General features: G+C 39.0%; 18 protein-coding genes and 1 pseudogene. All 19 read left to right on the plus strand.

The genetic code is table 11. The features are described 5' to 3' along the window. Positions 1-5: 5 nt before the first annotated feature. The 19 genes and pseudogenes from ftsL2 (at position 6) to NFR46_RS08550 (ending at position 18,514) form a co-directional block, all read left to right on the plus strand. Positions 6-377: a cell division protein FtsL gene (gene ftsL2 / locus NFR46_RS08460; protein ID WP_251576467.1), complete on the plus strand. Its 372-nt coding sequence runs from the start codon at positions 6-8 to the stop codon at positions 375-377. Continuing rightward, positions 377-2,530, plus strand: a complete 2,154-nt coding sequence (locus NFR46_RS08465) for a penicillin-binding protein (protein WP_251576469.1) — start codon at positions 377-379, stop codon at positions 2,528-2,530. Before ftsL2 ends, NFR46_RS08465 begins: the two co-directional genes overlap by 1 nt. Positions 2,531-2,544: 14 nt before the next feature. Then, complete coding sequence (gene mraY, locus NFR46_RS08470; RefSeq protein WP_251576471.1) at positions 2,545-3,519, plus strand: phospho-N-acetylmuramoyl-pentapeptide-transferase; 975 nt, start codon at positions 2,545-2,547, stop codon at positions 3,517-3,519. Positions 3,520-3,541: 22 nt separating this feature from the next. After that, complete coding sequence (gene murD / locus NFR46_RS08475) at positions 3,542-4,918, plus strand: UDP-N-acetylmuramoyl-L-alanine--D-glutamate ligase (protein WP_251576473.1); 1,377 nt, start codon at positions 3,542-3,544, stop codon at positions 4,916-4,918. A 1-nt stretch (position 4,919) separates the two neighbouring features. Beyond that, entirely contained in the window at positions 4,920-6,020 is a 1,101-nt protein-coding gene (gene murG / locus NFR46_RS08480; protein WP_251576475.1) for an undecaprenyldiphospho-muramoylpentapeptide beta-N-acetylglucosaminyltransferase, read from the plus strand. Between the two features lie 12 nt (positions 6,021-6,032). Next, positions 6,033-6,863 carry a cell division protein FtsQ/DivIB gene (locus NFR46_RS08485; RefSeq protein WP_251576477.1) on the plus strand — a complete coding sequence of 277 codons (831 nt, stop codon included), beginning with the start codon at positions 6,033-6,035 and terminating at the stop codon, positions 6,861-6,863. Between the two features lie 116 nt (positions 6,864-6,979). Beyond that, on the plus strand, positions 6,980-8,329 hold the full coding sequence (gene ftsA / locus NFR46_RS08490) for a cell division protein FtsA (protein ID WP_251576479.1): 1,350 nt from the start codon (positions 6,980-6,982) through the stop codon (positions 8,327-8,329). A 20-nt stretch (positions 8,330-8,349) separates the two neighbouring features. Then, positions 8,350-9,588 (plus strand): cell division protein FtsZ, encoded by a 1,239-nt coding sequence (gene ftsZ / locus NFR46_RS08495; RefSeq protein WP_251576481.1) that lies wholly within the window; start codon positions 8,350-8,352, stop codon positions 9,586-9,588. Between the two features lie 80 nt (positions 9,589-9,668). Beyond that, the gene (locus tag NFR46_RS08500) at positions 9,669-10,073 is read left to right on the plus strand and encodes a cell division protein SepF (protein ID WP_251576483.1); all 405 of its coding nucleotides are present in this window, start codon (positions 9,669-9,671) and stop codon (positions 10,071-10,073) included. A 17-nt stretch (positions 10,074-10,090) separates the two neighbouring features. Continuing rightward, a complete protein-coding gene (locus NFR46_RS08505; protein WP_420908597.1) occupies positions 10,091-10,357 on the plus strand; it encodes a YggT family protein in 267 nt (88 codons plus the stop codon). A gap of 6 nt (positions 10,358-10,363) precedes the next feature. Beyond that, positions 10,364-11,149, plus strand: coding sequence for a YlmH family RNA-binding protein (locus NFR46_RS08510; RefSeq protein ID WP_251576485.1), 786 nt, complete (start codon positions 10,364-10,366; stop codon positions 11,147-11,149). Between the two features lie 26 nt (positions 11,150-11,175). After that, a pseudogene (locus tag NFR46_RS08515) lies at positions 11,176-11,764 on the plus strand (DivIVA domain-containing protein); the annotation flags it as partial. A gap of 614 nt (positions 11,765-12,378) precedes the next feature. After that, the gene (gene ileS, locus NFR46_RS08520) at positions 12,379-15,174 is read left to right on the plus strand and encodes an isoleucine--tRNA ligase (protein ID WP_251576487.1); all 2,796 of its coding nucleotides are present in this window, start codon (positions 12,379-12,381) and stop codon (positions 15,172-15,174) included. A gap of 88 nt (positions 15,175-15,262) precedes the next feature. Then, positions 15,263-15,478 carry a cold-shock protein gene (locus tag NFR46_RS08525; protein WP_191683698.1) on the plus strand — a complete coding sequence of 72 codons (216 nt, stop codon included), beginning with the start codon at positions 15,263-15,265 and terminating at the stop codon, positions 15,476-15,478. 1 nt (position 15,479) lies between these two features. Next, positions 15,480-16,031 carry an NUDIX hydrolase gene (locus NFR46_RS08530; protein ID WP_251576489.1) on the plus strand — a complete coding sequence of 184 codons (552 nt, stop codon included), beginning with the start codon at positions 15,480-15,482 and terminating at the stop codon, positions 16,029-16,031. Further along, on the plus strand, positions 16,021-16,278 hold the full coding sequence (locus NFR46_RS08535) for a hypothetical protein (RefSeq protein ID WP_420908598.1): 258 nt from the start codon (positions 16,021-16,023) through the stop codon (positions 16,276-16,278). Before NFR46_RS08530 ends, NFR46_RS08535 begins: the two co-directional genes overlap by 11 nt. Positions 16,279-16,290: 12 nt before the next feature. Further along, on the plus strand, positions 16,291-16,989 hold the full coding sequence (locus tag NFR46_RS08540) for a 5'-methylthioadenosine/adenosylhomocysteine nucleosidase (protein ID WP_251576493.1): 699 nt from the start codon (positions 16,291-16,293) through the stop codon (positions 16,987-16,989). A gap of 8 nt (positions 16,990-16,997) precedes the next feature. Further along, positions 16,998-18,164, plus strand: a complete 1,167-nt coding sequence (locus NFR46_RS08545) for a cysteine desulfurase family protein (RefSeq protein ID WP_251576494.1) — start codon at positions 16,998-17,000, stop codon at positions 18,162-18,164. Next, complete coding sequence (locus NFR46_RS08550; protein WP_191683702.1) at positions 18,164-18,514, plus strand: DUF1831 domain-containing protein; 351 nt, start codon at positions 18,164-18,166, stop codon at positions 18,512-18,514. The genes NFR46_RS08545 and NFR46_RS08550 overlap by 1 nt, the downstream gene beginning before the upstream one ends. Positions 18,515-18,518: the final 4 nt, after the last annotated feature.

Here is an 18,518-nt window from a genome sequence, read left to right on the forward strand (position 1 = left end):
TAAAGATGGTTTCAAATACTGCAAAAAGGATTTCTCGTGATCAGCCAAGGACGACTGATCCTGGAGTACAAGCGCGTCAACAATTAGGCCCCGCTGTGAAAACAGTGGCTTGGTCAAATTTTGAACGTGGGCTAGTTGCAGTTTGTAGTATTTTAACCTTATGTTTAACCATTTCGCTTTTATCAACAAAAATTACAATTAATACTCGTCAACATCAATTGCAAGACTTACAAACAAAGGTATATCAAGCCAAAAACGATAATGCCAGTCATCGGCAGGCAATTGCTGAAATGACGAGTCAATCCCAATTAAGATCAGCCGCTAAGAAATATGGATTAGTGGATCATAATTCAAACGTAAGGAACGTTAATAAATAATGAATAAGATGACTCAACGAACGAAAAATAACGGAAATAGTGGCAACAGAGAAACTTTTGGTAAGTGGCTCTTTATAATCGTGGTTGCAATGTTTACGTTATTTATCGTTCGTTTTGCGTATATTGCGATTACAAAGGATGTCCAGCATGTGAATCTGCGTTCTCAGGCTGAACAAATTTATACGCAGAGAAGAACAATTCTTGCCAAACGTGGCAACATTTATGACCAACATGGTTCTGTCCTTGCAACAGATACAAGTAGATATACACTCTATGCAGTTTTAGATAAGAGTCAGCATTCTGCAGATGGTAAGCCACTTTATGTAAAAAATAAACAGCAAACTGCTAAAATCCTTGCCAAATATATTGACATGCCTAAATCTCAAATCTTAAAAACTCTTTCAAAAAAAGGACAGTCCTATCAAGTTGAGTTTGGGAGTGCGGGGGCAAACTTATCAGTTGCCAAGATGCAACAAATTAAAGCGGAAAAACTACCTGGAATTGGTTTTATTGCAACGCCTGCCCGTTCTTACCCGGAAGGTGAATTTGCCTCTCAAATTATTGGAGTGGCGACACCACGAGTTGCCAATAAAGAAACTGGTCAGATGACATTAGTTGGTCAAGTTGGTCTGGAGAAGTACTTTAATAAAAAATTGACCGGAAAGAATGGCCTCCGTCAAGATAAACGAGACGTTTATGGGTATAGCCTAGCTAATAGTAACCAAGTGGTGAAAAAAGCAGTGAACGGTGATAATGTTTATACGACGCTGGATGCCAAGGTTCAGCATATTATGGAAAATAAGCTAACTAAGGTATTTAAGGAATCGAAGGCAGAATCAATGATTGCAGTTGTGATGGATGCAAAAACTGGTAAAATTATTGCAGCCTCTCAACGACCGACGCTTCGTTCAAAGAAAGATCCTGTTTGGCGAAATATGTTGGTTCAAGATGTTTATGAGCCTGGTTCAACAATGAAGACGTTTGCCCTGAGTGCAGCAATTGATTCCGGCCATTTTGAACCGAATGCAACCTTTAATTCTGGTACTTGGCAAATTGGTGGCGGTAAAGTTACTGATTGGCAAACGTCCGGTTGGGGAACAATCTCCTATAAGGACGCTTTTGATCTTTCAAGTAATGTTGGCTTTGCCCATGTTGAACAGAATATGGGGGCAAAAACTTGGAAAAAATACCTAACCCGTTTTGGAATGTTTAATAAAGTTAACGTTGAAGGAATGGATGGTGAAGTAAGTGGTTATAGTGCCTTCAAGGGAATTTTGCAACAGGCTAACACTGCCTTTGGTCAAGGAATTACCGTCAATGCTATGCAGATGATGCAGGGCTTTAGTGCTATTGCCAATAACGGTAAGATGATGAAGCCATATATTGTTGATAAGGTAACTAATAACGAAGGAAAAACTATTCAGAAGGTAAAACCTCAGCAAGTTGGGCACCCAATCAAGGCCTCAACTTCTAAAAAGGTAGTTAAAATGATGGAAGGGGTTATCTATGATAAAAAGGGCCTCGGACATGATTATCAAATTGACGGTTATAAAATAGCCGGAAAAACAGCAACCGCTCAAATTGGTGGTGCTGGTGGATATAGTAATGGTGATAGTAATTATCTTTACTCATTTGTTGGCATTGCTCCTGCAAATAAGCCACGTTATGTAATGTATGTAACGTTAAGGAAACCACATAATCTTAGTAAACCAGCAACTAAAATGATTGCAGAGGTCTTTAACCCAACGATGAAATTTATTTTAAGTCGTCAGAAGAGTACTAAACAAAAGAATTCGGGAATTGTTAAGGTCCCAGATGTTGTAAACCAGTCTCCTCAAGAAGCAAGTGATCAGCTTAATAAGAAACACCTTGTTCCAGTTGTAATTGGTTCTGGACATAGCGTTGAAAAGCAATCAATTGCTAAGGGGCAACTTTCTCTGATTAACCAGCATATCATTTTGGATACTGGAGGGGAATATAAAATGCCCGATATTAATAATTGGAGTTCTGATGATGTTCAGAAACTTTCTCAAATGATGGGGATCAAGTTAAAAGAAAAAGGTTCTGGCTATGTTACTAAGCAAAGTATTAGACCAAATGATAGTGTGAAAAAGTCATCAACATTGACTGTCGAGTATTCTTCTCGACATTAATTTAGGAGGAAAATATGAATTTTCTTAGTATTGTAATAACATTAGTTTGTTCATTCTTAATCACTTTTCTATTAATGCCTTCTTTAATCCGTTATTTCCGGGCGAAAAAAGAAGGACAGCAGATTCGTAAAGAAGGACCTAAGTGGCATGCTAAAAAAGCGGGGACACCTACTATGGGAGGACTCCTCTTTATAATTTCAGCCGTTATTACCGTTTTACTGGTTGGCGTTTTCATGGGGATGTTAACTAATACTATGTGGGCTCTCCTGTTTGTCCTAGTAGTTTATGGACTAATTGGAATGTGGGACGACAGCATAAAGATTTTTCACCACCAAAATGAAGGATTTAAAGCATGGCAAAAAGCTTTATGTCAAGTTATTGCCGCAATGATTTTTACAGTAATTTACCAGCATGAAGGCTTCCAAATGGGCTTTGGAACTAGTCAAGTTGGTTGGTGGTACGGCCTTTTTATCATTTTTTGGATTGTTGGGTTTTCAAATGCTGTTAATTTGACTGATGGTTTGGATGGATTAGTTAGTGGATTATCAATTATTTCATTCTTGGCTTACCTTATTATTGCCCTTGTAAATATTAACCAACCTGGTTATGCAGAAATTGCTTTATTCTGTTTAGCAATGATTGGAACCTTATGTGGGTTCTTTCCTTATAACCATAAGCCCGCTAAAATTTTTATGGGTGATATGGGTTCGTTAGCTATTGGTGCTTCACTAGCTGCAGTTTCACTATTACTTCATCACGAATGGTCATTATTAGTAATTGGGATTGTTTATGTCTGCGAAACTGCTAGTGTAATCATGCAAGTAGCATCATTTAAGCTTACTGGGAAGCGAATTTTTAAGATGACACCGATCCATCACCACTTTGAACTTTGCGGATGGAGTGAGTGGAAGATTGATATCGTCTTCTGGTGTGTCGGTTTAATTGCTTCAATTATTGCGGTAGCAAGTATTTTAATTTTTAATATTTAATTTAAGCTAGGTGGCAAGAGAAATGAAGAAAGTAACAAACTATAATAATAAAAAAGTTCTTGTAATGGGTTTTGGAATCAGTGGGTTAAACGCAGCACATTTGTTAAAAAAGTTGGGTGCTGACGTTGTTGCTAATGATCAGGCAACACCTAAGGATCCTTCAATTGTTGAAGGACTTGAAAATGATGGGATTAAAGTAATTACTGGTTCTAATCCGCTTAGTCTTGCGGAAGACAACTTTGATGTTGTGGTAAAAAACCCGGGAATTCCTTATGATAATCCATTAGTTGCTAAGTTTGTTGAAAAGAAGACACCGATTATCACTGAGGCAGAGTTGGGGTGGCAGATTTTTGAAGGACACTTGGTAAGTGTTACTGGAAGTAACGGGAAGACGACGACAACGACCTTGACACAATTGATGATTGCAAAGAATAACTCTCACCGGGTTGAATATGCCGGTAATATCGGTGTTTCCTTTAGTAAAGTAGCTGCTGAATTAGGATCAGAGGATACGTTGGTTACTGAACTTTCAAGCTTTCAATTACTAGGAGCGCCCACTATTCATCCACATATTGCCATTATCACTAATATTTTCTCTAACCACCTCGATTACCATAAAACACGTGAAAACTATGTTAATGCCAAGTTAAATATCACCCGCAACCAAACCAGTGATGATTACTTAATCATGAATTGGGATCGTGATGAATGGCAAGAAATTGCACGGCGTTCACGGGCAACGATCATTCCATTTTCACGCCAAAATAAAAGTCATGAAGGTTCTTATGAGGAGAATGGCAAGATCTATTGGCGTGATGAATATATCATGGATGCTAAGGACATTCGCCTAATCGGTCCACAAAATGTTGAAAATGCGTTAGCTGCAATTGCTGCTGCTAAATTAAGTGGGGTTGCTAATCAGGAAATAGTTGACGTCTTGACAACTTTTAGTGGTGTCCGTCACCGTCTTCAATACGTAACAGATTACGAGGGTCGTCGGTTCTATAACGATTCTAAGTCAACTGATATTGAAGCAACTGAGGTAGCACTTCAGGGCTTTGAACAACCAGTTATTCTACTAGCTGGTGGGTTAGATCGTGGCTATACCTTTGAACGACTGGTTCCATATTTCAAAAAGCATGTTAAAGCGATCGTTGTTTTTGGACAGTGTAAAGATAAAATGAAGGATGCTGCAAAACAAGCTGAAATTCCAACAATAATTGAAAGTGAAAATGCAATTACTGCTGTCCCAGAAGCTTGGAAGGTTAGTGAACCGGGGGATGTCATTTTATTATCTCCAGCTAATGCTAGTTGGGATCAGTTCCCAAGCTTTGAGGTTCGTGGTGATAAGTTTATTGAAGCTGTTAATACGTTAATTAAAGAACAGGAGGAGAAATAATATGCGGTTACTTGTTTCTGGTGGCGGAACCGGTGGTCATATTTATCCGGCATTAGCATTGATTGAGCGATTAAAACAGGTAGAACCAGATACAGAGGTTCTTTATGTTGGGACTACCCGGGGACTTGAAAATAAAATTGTTCCAGATGCAGGAATTAAGCTTGAAACAATGCAAATGCAGGGGTTTAAGCGATCACTTTCATTGGAAAATTTTAAGACAGTCTACCTTTTTCTCCGCTCTGTTCACCATGCAAAAAAGATTATTCATGATTTTAAACCGGACGTTGTTTTGGGAACTGGTGGTTATGTAAGTGGGGCGGTCCTTTATGCCGCAGCTAAACAACACATTCCAACAGTGATTCATGAACAAAATAGTGTTGTTGGGGTAACAAATAAGTTCTTAAGTCGGTATGTGGATCAGATAGCAATTGCGTTTGAAGCTGCACGCAGTCAGTTTCCGGAAGGAAAAGTCACGATGACAGGTAATCCGCGAGCTCAACAAGTTGCTTCTCAAACTGCTAGTGACTTTTCTTGGAAAGAATACGGGTTAAAGGATGATGTCCCAACATTGATGATTTTTGGGGGAAGCCAAGGTGCACCAAAAATTAATTCGACAGTTGTAGATGCAATTCCGGAATTTAGTAAGCGTTCCTATCAGGTGATCTTTGCTACTGGACAGAAGCGGTATAATAACGTTCAAAAACAGTTACAAGGAACGAAAATTGGTAAAAATGTTAAAGTTGTTCCGTATATTAAGGATATGCCAGCAAAAATGCCTAAAGTAGCTGCATTAGTTTCCCGTGCGGGAGCGACTACAATTGCGGAAGTAACTGCTTTAGGTGTACCAACAATCTTAATTCCAAGTCCATACGTAACTGCTAATCACCAAGTAAAGAATGCTCAATCGCTAGTTCGGAAGAATGCTGCAGTAATGATTACTGAGGATCATTTAGATAGTAGGACATTATTGCTTCAGGCAGATAAAATTATGGAAAATCAAGGTCTTCGTGATAAAATGGCAAATGCATCTCGTAAGGTTGGTCATCCACAAGCTGCTGATGAGTTAATTTCTGTTCTCCGTAAAGCAATTAACGAGCATTAGTTGGTGGATGAAATGGCGAGTGACAATTGTATTCCAGAGCATCATCGTTATTCTCAGCGCTTAGCTCATCTAGAAAAGCGAAATATTTCTGCACGAAAGGGACCACATCAACCGATTGGAGATAAGGTTGTTGGAATAAAGAAACAGCGTCAAAATTCCAGTAAAAAGAGAATTAGTGCGTTAATGTGGCTTTTTGGAATTGTTCTGTTAGTAATGATTTATATCATTCTACCGATAAGTAAGATCACTAATATTACGATTAGTGGGAATAACGAGTTAACAAATAGGGAAGTTGAAGATGCATCTACGATTCGTCCAGGACGGCTGATTTGGACTGCCTGGTTAGGTCAGAAATATTTAGAGCATGCGACTAGAATCAAAAATCCACAGGTTAAAACACTTGAAGTTAGCCTTCGTGGTCCCCAAAGTGTTCACGTTGCAATTACGGAAAATCGGTTGTTAGGTGAGGCACAAGTTGGCAAACAAAAATACGCTGTGTTGTCAAATGGTCAGTTACAGTTAACAACAGCACAAAATACAAATATTGATTTTCAGGGGTTTGAAAGCCACCGTCAACAGCTTGAAATTCTTGGTCAACAGTTGGGAAAATTAAAGCCAGTAATTTCTCACGGAATTTCATCCATTAAGTACCAACCAACTAAAGAATCACCTCACCAAGTGATTCTTTACATGAAAGATGGAAATACCGTTAAGGCTACGTTAACGAATGTTGGTGATAAAATGAAATATTACCCATCAATTCTAACCAAGATGAAAGGACAAGGGGTAGTTGATTTTCGTGTTGGTGCCTATTCGTACAATTACGGGGCAAAAGATAAATGATTTTATAAAAAAATCACAAAGATCTTTCTTTACAAGTGATTAACTGTGGTAAAATTTAGGTTAGACTAATAAATAAAAATATTAATTTAGTGTAAAAATTTAGGAGGTTCCTCTCAATGGATAATTCTGAGGTTTATGTTGGGTTAGATATTGGAACCACCTCGATAAAAGCATTAGTATGTGAAAATGTAAAAGGGCAAATTAAGGTTATTGGTGCCGGTGTTGAACCTGCGGCCGGAATGAGTCGCGGTGTAATAGTTGACATTGATAAAACCGCTCGTGCAATTTCAAATGCCATTGCTCAGGCTGAGGAAAAGTCCAATATAGACATTAAAGGAGTAATTGTTGGCTTGCCAGCAAACTATTTACAAATGCAACGGGTTCATGGAATGATAACCATTGCTAATAATGGTCAATCACGTGAAATTGTTGATCAAGATGTCTTAGATTTAGCACGAGAAACATTGACGCAAAGCATTCCACCTGAAAGAACGGTAATCGACTTGGTACCAACCGAGTTTACCGTTGATGGTTTTGATGGGATAAAAGATCCACGTGGAATGGTTGGAGTTCGTCTTGAAATGAAGGGAACTCTCTATACTGGTCCAAAGACGATTGTCCATAATGCTAAAAAAGCGATTCAAAAAGCTGGTTACATGGTCCGGGATTTTGTTGTTACACCAATTGCCACTGGCTTTAACCTACTTAATGATGGTGAACAAGATTTTGGGACATTAGTAATTGATCTTGGTGGCGGCCAGACAACTACAAGTATTATTCATGATCATCAGTTAAAGTACAGTTATGTTGATCCGGAAGGTGGTCAATATATCACTAAGGATATTTCAACTGTTTTGAATACTTCGCTAAAAAACGCAGAACAATTAAAGCGTGATCATGGTTTTGCTGATAGTACACAGGCTGATGACGATGTTCAGATTGACGTTGAAGTTGTTGGTCAAGATAAGCCAGTTCAATATAGTGAAAAGTATGTTTCAGAAGTAATTGAAGCGCGGATTCGGCAAATTTTTGACCGAATTGCTCGTCAACTTGACCGGATTAATGCACCTGAATTACCAGGTGGTGTGATTTTAATCGGTGGTGTTGCTGCCTTACCTGGCATTAGGTCATTAGCTAAACAATACTTCTCTGGTAACGTAAAAGTTTTTGTTCCAGAACAAATGGGAATTCGTCATCCGCGTTTTGCTATTAGTTACGCGCTTGGCCTTTATGAAGATCGGTTATCCGGGATTGACCGATTAATTAAACAAGTAGTCCAAGAGGCTGACTTTGGAAAGGCTATACCGGATACTAATGCTGGTAATCGTGAACCTCAGAGTCAAGAATCAGTTGAAGATAGTAATAGTCCTACTCAAAAACGGACTAGCCAGGAACAAACCACAAAAAAGAAGGATGGCTCATTTAGCAGTAAATTTAAGAGCCTCTTCAATAATTTATTTGATTAATAATTAACGGAGGGTGTCGAATGGATAACGAGAATTCAATGGAAAACCAATTTGCCGGAGCTAAGATTAAAGTTATTGGTGTCGGTGGTGGTGGTGGTAATGCCGTAAATCGAATGATTACTGAAAAGGTTCAAGGTGTCGATTTTATCGTTGCTAATACTGACCTCCAGGCACTGAATGCTTCTCAAGCACAGACCAAGATCCAATTAGGACCTAAATTGACTAAGGGGCTTGGTGCTGGTTCTAATCCTGAAGTTGGTGATAAAGCTGCTGAAGAAAGTGAAGAACAAATTCAAAAAGCACTTGAAGGCTCAGATATGGTCTTTATTACTGCCGGAATGGGTGGTGGTACCGGTACCGGTGCTGCACCCGTTGTTGCCAAGATTGCTAAGGATAGTGGTGCATTAACTGTTGGTGTTGTTACCCGTCCATTTACTTTCGAAGGTCCCCGGCGTGATAAGTTTGCTAGTGAAGGTTTAGCGAAGTTAAAGGCAAATGTTGATACTTTAATCATTGTTGCTAATAATCGTTTGCTAGAAATGATTGATAAGAAGACCCCAATGATGGAAGCGTTCAAGGAAGCAGATAATGTTCTTCGTCAAGGTGTGCAAGGTATTTCTGACTTGATTGTTACTCCAGGTTACATTAACTTGGATTTTGCCGATATTAAGACCTTAATGTCTAATCAAGGGTCTGCCTTGATGGGGGTTGGGAGTGCAACTGGTGAGAACCGTGCTACGGAAGCAACTAAGAAGGCTATTTCATCACCACTTCTTGAAGTTTCAATTTCTGGTGCCCAACATGTGTTGATGGATATCACTGGTGGTAAAGATCTTTCAATGTTTGAAGCCCAAGAAGCTTCTGACGTAATTAAACAAGCGGCTGGTACAAATGTTGATATTTCATTTGGGATGTCCTTGAATGAATCATTAGGCGATGAAGTTCGTGTTACTGTAATTGCTACAGGAATTGACGCTAAGAAGAGTAAAAATGCTCAGAAGGCACAACATGTAGCTCCCGTAAATGATGAACCAAAGAGTGAGGATAATAAGCCTGAAGAATCAGCTACTCCTGAAGATCCATTTGATGGTTGGAATGATCCAACTGCTGGGATTAATGATTCAAACGAAAAGACGGATAATGAATTTTCACATGTGAAGAAGCCAGAATTTAACGTCTTTAATGATGATTCTGCTGCAACTGATGATGACGATGATAATTTATCAACGCCACCATTCTTTAAGAATCGTCGTCAATAATTAATAGATAGTGATGGGGAGAGGCACTGATTTAGGGCATCTCCCATTTCGTAATTCTAGGAAGGTAAGGAGGAAGTAAGATGGCAAATAATCTTTTTAAGAGTCTCTTTAGTGATGGTGAGTCTGATAATCAAGATGAATACTATGATGAACAGGCTCCAGTTTCACAGAGCGATAATAAAGTCGTTTCAATGAATAGTATCCGGCAACGTTCAAGTAAGATTGCCCTTTATGAGCCACGACTCTATGCGGATGTTAAACAAATTGCTGATCAATTATTAAATGATCGGGCAGTAATCGTTAATTTTTCCCAAATGGATTCAAAAGTGGCAAGTCGAATTGTTGATTTCTTAAATGGAACTGTTTTTGCAATTAGTGGTGATATTAAGCGGATTGGAAAAGAAATTTTCCTTTGTACACCAAAGAATTTTGAGGTTTCGGGTAACCTATCTGATAACCTTAAGAATGATACAGATAAGATTTAATATAAAAGGAGCTTGCAATGGCAATTATTAATTTTTTAGCCTGGGTAATTTACCAACTAATTGATATTTATATTTTGGTGATTGTCATTTGGTGCTTGCTATCATGGTTTCCAAATGCAAGGGGAAGCCGTTTAGGCGAGATTGTTAATCGGTTGGTTGAACCTTATATGCGGTGGTTTGATTTTATTCCACCACTGGGGGGAATTAGTTTTTCACCAATTGTAGCAATCTTTGTCCTTTACCTTGTTCAATATGGACTAAAAGCAATTACCATGATGCTTTAATTAATTATGGATGAATTAAACATAAAACAACATTTTCGGGTTGATGAAGGGCCAATTATAGATCAGATTAATGACTGGTTAGTACAAACTACGGATCAATATCGTCCTGTACTGACACCATTTCTTAATCCGCGACAACGTTATATTGCCCAGACACTTGTGAATGGTAACGGTAACGTGAAAATGGTATCGAACGGTGGGTGGCAGCATGCGGAAATGAAGCGGGTTCTCTTCTTTCCGTCTTATTATCAGCCACAAGTAAAAGATTTTGAGGTTACCTGTTTAGAAATAGATTATCCACAAAAATTTGCTGAGTTGCACCATCGTCAAATAATGGGAACATTATTGGGTGAAGGACTGGATCGGGCTGCATTTGGAGATATTGTTACTGATGGTAAACGGTGGCAAGTAGTAATTACTAACCAAATGGCCCGTTTTGTGTGTGAACGAATTGACCATGTTGGTAAGATTAAGGTTAAGTGGAAGACGATTTCCCTTGAGCAATTAATTGCGCCGGAAGATGATTGGGAACAATTAACGACTACTGTTTCGTCATTACGGATTGATGCGGTAGTTGCTGCTGGTTTTAATTATTCTCGTAATCGAGCAAAACAATTGTTAGAGCATGGGCTTGTGCAGATTAATTGGGAAGAAATGCAACGACCAGACTACTTGGTTGGTGAACATGATATGCTGTCCGTAAGACATGCTGGCCGGTTACGAGTTGACCAGGTTGGAACCATTACGAGAAAAAATAAGCAACGAATTACCTTATCAATAATTCATGCTTAATTAAGATCACATGGAGGAAAAAACTGATGAGTTTAACTGTAGATGAAATAAATCAAATTCAATTTAACACCAAAATGCGTGGCTACAATCCAACTGAAGTGAATGACTTCATTAAAGAAGTTGCACAAACGGTTCAAGAATTGAGTGAACAAAATCGGGCATTACAAGAAAAAGTTAAGGCTAATGAAAGTAAGTTAAAATACTTCAGCGAATTAAAGGATTCATTGAACAAGTCGATCCTTGTTGCTCAGGAAGCCGCTGATAAGGTTAAAAATAATGCTAAGCGTGAAGCTGATATCATGGTTCGTGAAGCACAAAAGCAAGCGACCGATATTGTTTCAACTGCTAATGAAAAGGCTAATCAAATTGTCGAGAATACTGCAGAAGGGACTCGCAAGTTAACTTCTGAAACTAGTGATCTAAAGAAGCAAACCAGAATTTTCCGCCAACGTCTACAAGTGATGCTTGAATCCCAGTTAGAGGTTGTCAAAAGTGCTGAGTGGGATAAGCTTTTAGCTAATGACGATATTGATAAATACGGTGAAATTCAAAATATTTTAGGAACTCGTCTTGACAATAATTCGGGTGAAAGTGTAGAATCAACCTCAATTACAACTAGTAATTTAGAAGCGGAAAGTACAACTTCACCTTCTGATGCTACATCAGCAGGTGTTGAAATTGATAGTAATAACAATCCAGATATTACATCAAATTCTGAAGTTGTAGTTCAACCAGAGGAAGAAAAAGAAACTACTTCTACTAATTCAGCGGAGACTGTTTCCTTTAATTCTTCAATTGATTTTAATTCATTAATGTCACAAAGTAGTGATTCTTCATCAGCAACTACTGATTCTATCGATTCGACTTCAACAGAATCAAGTAATAGCGATGATGGAGATACGGTTGTTGTCTTCCCGGATAATAACTAGTTGTTGAAATTAGATAGAAATAATTAGTAAAAATGTTGAGGGACATTAGCAAGGCATGAACGGTTCAGCGAGTTAGCAAAAGGTGTGAGGTTAACACTTAGTACTGCGTTGCTTGATCGGTCCTGAGTACCTAACTGAATTTTTAAGTTAGGTCGGTTCATTACCGTTAATCAATGATTGAGGGGGTATTTGGAAAGTCGAATGCCCTGAAAACGGGTGGTACCACGAGAAAACTTCGTCCCAATTAGGGGTGAAGTTTTTTATTTACTAATTATTAAAAATATGGAAGGAGAATTGCATATGCGGGTTAAAGATACCTTAAATTTGGGTAAAACCAAGTTCCCAATGCGGGGGAAATTACCAGTCACAGAAGCACAACGTGAAAGTGTCTGGGAAGAAAATAAAGTATATGAATTACGGCAAAAATTAAATGAGGGGAAACCAACATTTATTCTTCACGATGGTCCTCCATATGCCAACGGTAATATTCATATTGGTCACGCCATGAATAAGATTTCAAAGGACTTTATCGTTCGTTATAAGTCAATGAGTGGTTATCGCTCACCATATGTTCCGGGATGGGATACTCACGGGTTACCGATCGAACACCAATTGACTAAGGCTGGCTATGACCGGAAAAAGATGAGTTTAACCGAGTTCCGTGATCTTTGTCGGAAATACGCTTTGGAACAAGTTGATAAACAACGAACTGACTTTAAGCGTTTAGGTGTTAGTGCTGACTGGGATCACCCATACCTAACATTGAATAAGGAATTTGAGGCTGCTCAAATTCGTGTCTTTGGTGAATTTGCTAAGAAGGGCCTTCTTTACCAAGCTAAGAAACCTGTTTATTGGTCATGGTCATCTGAATCAGCATTGGCTGAAGCGGAAGTTGAATACCATGATGTTACTGCTAAGACAGCCTTCTTTGCTGAACAAGTGAAGGATGGTAAGGGTGTTCTTGATAATAATACCTACCTAGTAGTTTGGACGACTACCCCATGGACTATTCCGGCTTCAGAGGCGGTTGCTGTAAACGCTAAGTTTGATTATTCTGTTGTTAAGCCAGCAAACGACGAACGGCAATTTGTTGTTGCTACTGACTTGCTTGACGGTTTAGTTGAAAAGCTTGGCTGGGAAGATTATAAAGTAGTTAAGCATTTAGCTGGTAAGGATCTTGAAGGATTAACTACTCAACACCCATACCTTGATCGTGATTTATTAGTTGGGGTTGCAGATTACGTTACTGCTGATGCTGGTACTGGATTAGTTCACACTGCACCAGGTTATGGTGATGATGACTACAACTTTGGGAAGAAGTATGATTTACCAATCTTTGCTCCAATTAATGATCAAGGGGTATTGACGAAAGAAAATGGTGAGGACTTTGATGGTGTCTTCTATCAAAAGGCTGATGATATTTCACTTCAAAAGTTGGAAGATAACAATGCCCTTTTACTTGAAGAACCATTAAAGCACAGTTACCCATTTGACTGGCGGACAAAGAAGCCAATTATTTTCCGGGCAACGGATCAATGGTTTGTTTCTATCGAAAAGATGCGGCAAAACATTTTAGATGCTTTGGAAAACGTTAAGTACTACCCAGAATGGGGTAAGGTTCGTTTGCGCAATATGATCAAAGACCGTGGTGACTGGGTAATTTCTCGTCAACGTGTTTGGGGTGTTCCATTGCCAATCTTCTATGCCGAAGATGGTACACCAATCATGGAAGAAGAAACAATTAACCATGTAGCCGATCTCTTTAGAAAGTATGGTTCTAACGTTTGGTTTGAACGTGATGCAAAGGATCTTCTTCCGGAAGGCTACACTAATGAGCATTCACCTCATGGGAAGTTTACTAAGGAAACTGACATTATGGATGTCTGGTTTGATTCTGGTTCTTCTCACCAAGGAGTATTAACTGAACGTGACTACTTGACATATCCAGCTGATCTTTACCTTGAAGGTTCAGATCAATACCGTGGATGGTTTAATTCTAGTTTGATTACTAGTGTTGTTTGCTCAGGTCACGCACCATACAAGTCAATTATTTCTCAAGGATTTACCCTTGATAAGCGTGGCAACAAGATGAGTAAGTCCCAAGGAAATGTTATTGATCCGAATAAGGTTGTCCAACAAATGGGTGCTGAAATCATCCGTCTTTGGGTAATGAGTGCTGATACCTCTGCTGATGTTCGGGTTTCAATGGGAACTTTCCAACAAATCTCTGAAGCTTACCGTAAGTTACGGAATACTTTCCGCTTCTTGCTTGCTAATACTAGTGATTTTGACGCTAATGAAGATACAGTTTCATATGAATACTTGAGTTCAGTTGATCAATACATGCTCGTTAAGTTAAACCACTTCCTTGAGAAGATGCGGGCTGATTTCGATAACTATGACTTCCTTGATGCTTACCGGTTATTAATTAATTTTGTTAATAATGACTTGTCAGCCTTCTATATGAACGTTGCTAAGGATGTTCTTTACATTGAACCGGAGAATTCACGGACTCGTCGTTCTATGCAAACTGTCTTCTATGATATCTTACTGACAATGGTTAAGTTGCTTACCCCAATTCTTCCTCACACGACTGAAGAAGTTTGGAGCTATATGAATGAACCTGAAGAATTCGTTCAATTAACAGAAATTCCTGAAGTTCGTCACTTTGATGGTGAAGATGGCTTACTAGACAAGTGGTCAGAATTTATGGAAGTTCGTTCTCATGTATTGAAGAGTCTTGAAGAAGCACGGAGTGCCAAAATGATTGGTAAATCACTAGAAGCACAAATTGATCTTTATGTTAACGACCATAATAAGGAATTATTAGAGAGTCTGAATGCAGATGTTCAATTATTACTCGGTGTTTCAAAATTAGTTCTTCATTCTCTTGATGAAGCGGGTGAAGATACCGATCAATATAACGGCGGAGTTGCCGTTAAGGTCAGTGTTGCCCCAGGTGAAACTTGTCAACGTTGTCGGATGGTGAAGGAAGATGTTGGTTCAGACTCAGCATACCCAACCCTTTGTGCTCGTTGTGCTAAGGTTGTCCGGGAAACCTTCCCAGAAACCGTTGATGAAGGCTTAGAAAAATAGTTGTCCATCAATGACAAACCCTGAATAGCGTTGTAAAATACCAAGTGACGTTTATGTTGCTTGGTATTTTTGTTTGTAGGTGAAATTAATGTTACAAGGCACAGTCAAAAGTTTTGATCGTGAAAAGGGATGGGGATTTATCAACGTTCCTAATGAAGGTGAAATCTTTGTTCACTATTCAGGAATTGATGGTCATGGTTTAAGAATCTTAACCCCGGGCGAACAGGTCTCATTAGTAATTGTTCAAGGAAAACGGGGACCACAAGCGGCACATGTTCAACGACTAAGTAAGCGAGGTTTTTAAAATGGATTTTGAAGAAAAAACCTTAAGTGAGAAAACCGTTTTTGATGGGAAAGTAATTAAAGTTGCTGTTGAGGAAGTTGAAACTCCCAAAGGCTTAAAGGCACAGCGGGAGATTGTCCATCATGTTCCAGCGGTAGCAATTTTAGCTTTAACGGATGATCATAAGATGATACTGGAGAAGCAGTGGCGTTCACCAATTCATAACACCACTTTAGAAATTCCCGCAGGAAAAGTAGATTCACGTGATAGTGATGATGCTCTTCATGCAGCAAAGCGTGAATTGAATGAGGAAACCCGTTTTGAAGCCGGGACAATTAAAAAGATTTCATCATTTTATACTTCAATTGGAGTCCTGGATGAATTTATGACGTTGTATTTAGCAACTGATCTAACTCCAGTGAAGGAAAAGTTACCCCAGGATCGTGATGAACAATTAGTATTAGAAAAGGTTACCCTTGACGAAGCATTAAAGATGATTGATGCGGGAGAAATTGAAGACGCCAAGACAATTATGGCAATTTACTATTGGCAAGGGATGAGTAATCGTGGATAAGGATCATCAAAATAGCAATAGTGAACGGATGACGCGTCAGCAATATCGTCAACAAAGTACGGAAGACGGTAATGAAGAAGGACGCCAATCGTTTGCTTCTCAATCACGAACTGCCCAAAAGATTGAGCAAGAGCAGTTGACGAGTGAGCAGAAAATGCACCAGTTACGAAGACGGTTAAACATTGCAATCGTTGCTTTAGTGATCGCAATTATTATCGTCTATTTAATTTTATTTTTTGTAAAGTAAGGAATGAAGAGAATGAAGTTTGGAATTATTTGCGCAATGCCAGAAGAAATCAAGGAATTAACGGCGGCATTGGAAAACGAAAGTGTTAAGGAAATTGGTGGAAAAAAGTATTATTCTGGTCAAATTGATAACCAGGATGTTACTTTGGTTGAATCTGGAATTGGTAAGGTTGAAGCTGGAATTACAACTGAGCACTTAATTACTGATTGTGGGGCAGATATTGTGATTAATTCTGGCTCTGCAGGTGGAATTGGTGAAGGCCTTCATGTTGGTGATGTTGTTATTTCAAGTGAGACAGCATACCATGATGTTGATGCACGAGCCTTTGATTATGTTTATGGGCAATTACCAGGAAAAGAACCACGGTTTAAAGCATCTGAAAAGTGGGGGAAGGCTCTTGAAGCTGCTGGTGAAAAGACCGGGTTAAATGTTAAGCGTGGTCTGATTGTTTCTGGTGATCAGTTTGTTGCAAGTAAGGACGCAATTCAAAAGATCCTCCATTACTTCCCTGAAGCATTATCAAGTGAAATGGAAGGGGCTGCTGTAGGACAAGTTGCCACTGATCATGGCATTCCATATGTTGTTGTTCGTGCAATGTCTGACACCGGGGATGAAGATGCTGGGGTTAGCTTTGATGAATTTATTATTGAAGCTGGTAAACGGTCCGCAAAGATGCTGTTACAACTTTTTAATGATTTGAATAAGGAGTAGTGAAAAAAGTGAGTGAGAAGTATTTTGATAATGCTGCTACCACCCCAATGACAAAGCCAGTTATAGATGAGATGACAAAGCAAATGGCTACGAGTTGGGGAAATGCTTCAACCGGTTATTCATATGGTCGTCAATCAAAACTGGTGATGGATGAAAGTCGGCAGGTAATTGCTAAAAGTATTAATGCAAATGAAGATGAAATTATCTTCACTAGTGGGGGAACAGAAAGTGATAACACTGCTGTGATTCAAACTGCACTAACCCGGCAAAAATTAGGAAAGCATATCATTACTACAGCGATCGAGCATGAAGCAATTTTAAAGCCGTTACACTACCTTGAATCACTGGGCTTTGAAGTAACTTACTTACCCGTAGATGAAAATGGTGAAATCTCACTAACTGATTTTCGAAATGCTTTACGTGATGATACAATTCTTGTCACGATTATGATGGGAAATAATGAAGTTGGTAGCCGGATGCCAATTCATGAGATCGGTGAAATTTTAAAAGATCACCAAGCATGGTTCCATACCGATGCTGTCCAAACGTACGGTTTGTTGCCAATTGACGTTAAGGCTGATCATATCGATATGCTTTCAACTTCTGCCCATAAGATTAATGGTCCGAAGATGATTGGGTTCCTTTATCGTCGTCAGGGAATCAATTTCCCTAGTTTTGTTCGTGGGGGAGATCAAGAAACAAAACGGCGTGCGGGAACGGAGAATGTTCCAGCAATTGCGGCTTTTGCCAAGGCTGTTTCGATTGATACTCCGGAAGAAAAGCAACGACGCCAGGAACGTTATTTCCATTTTAAGCAAGTAATTATTCAATGCTTGACGGATGCTGGAGTAGATTTTAAAGTTAATGGTCGTGTGGATCCGAATAACCTTAACCATGTGTTAAACCTTTGGATTAAGGGAATTTCAACGTACGTTTTACAAACGGATCTTGATTTAGCTGGTTTTGCCGTTTCTGGTGGTTCGGCATGTACAGCCGGAAGTATTGAACCGTCACATGTCTTGACCGCAATGTTTGGTAAGCAAAGCCCACGGATTAGTGAGTCAATCCGGATTAGCTTCGGTATTATGAATACTGAGGAAGATGTTAAGGAGTTGGCAGATGCAATTGCAGAAATTGTCAACAAAGTTAAAAAGGTTAAGGGAGTTGAAGAATAATGGAATTTGAAAAGAGTATTCAACTCCAGGGCGATCCTGACCGTTATTCATTAAGTCCTGAGATAAAACGTTATACATTAATAGATTTGGGCTTTGAAGAAACCAAGCGCGGTAATTTTGAGTATGTGGGTAGTGTAGATACGAAGAACCCGTTTAAACCAGTTGCTAAGTTACGGATCCTAATTAATAGTGACTTAAGTGGATTTAAGATGGAAACGATTACTGGTAACGGAACACGGAAAATTAATATTTTTAACCACCAGCGATCAGCGGAATTTGTTGAACAATACCACTTTATTCTTAAAGAAATGTTACAACGAGATGTCTTTGTTAAGAATGAGGGCAAATAGGTGC

Source organism: Limosilactobacillus agrestimuris, from assembly GCF_943193105.1.
GTDB lineage: Bacteria > Bacillota > Bacilli > Lactobacillales > Lactobacillaceae > Limosilactobacillus > Limosilactobacillus agrestimuris.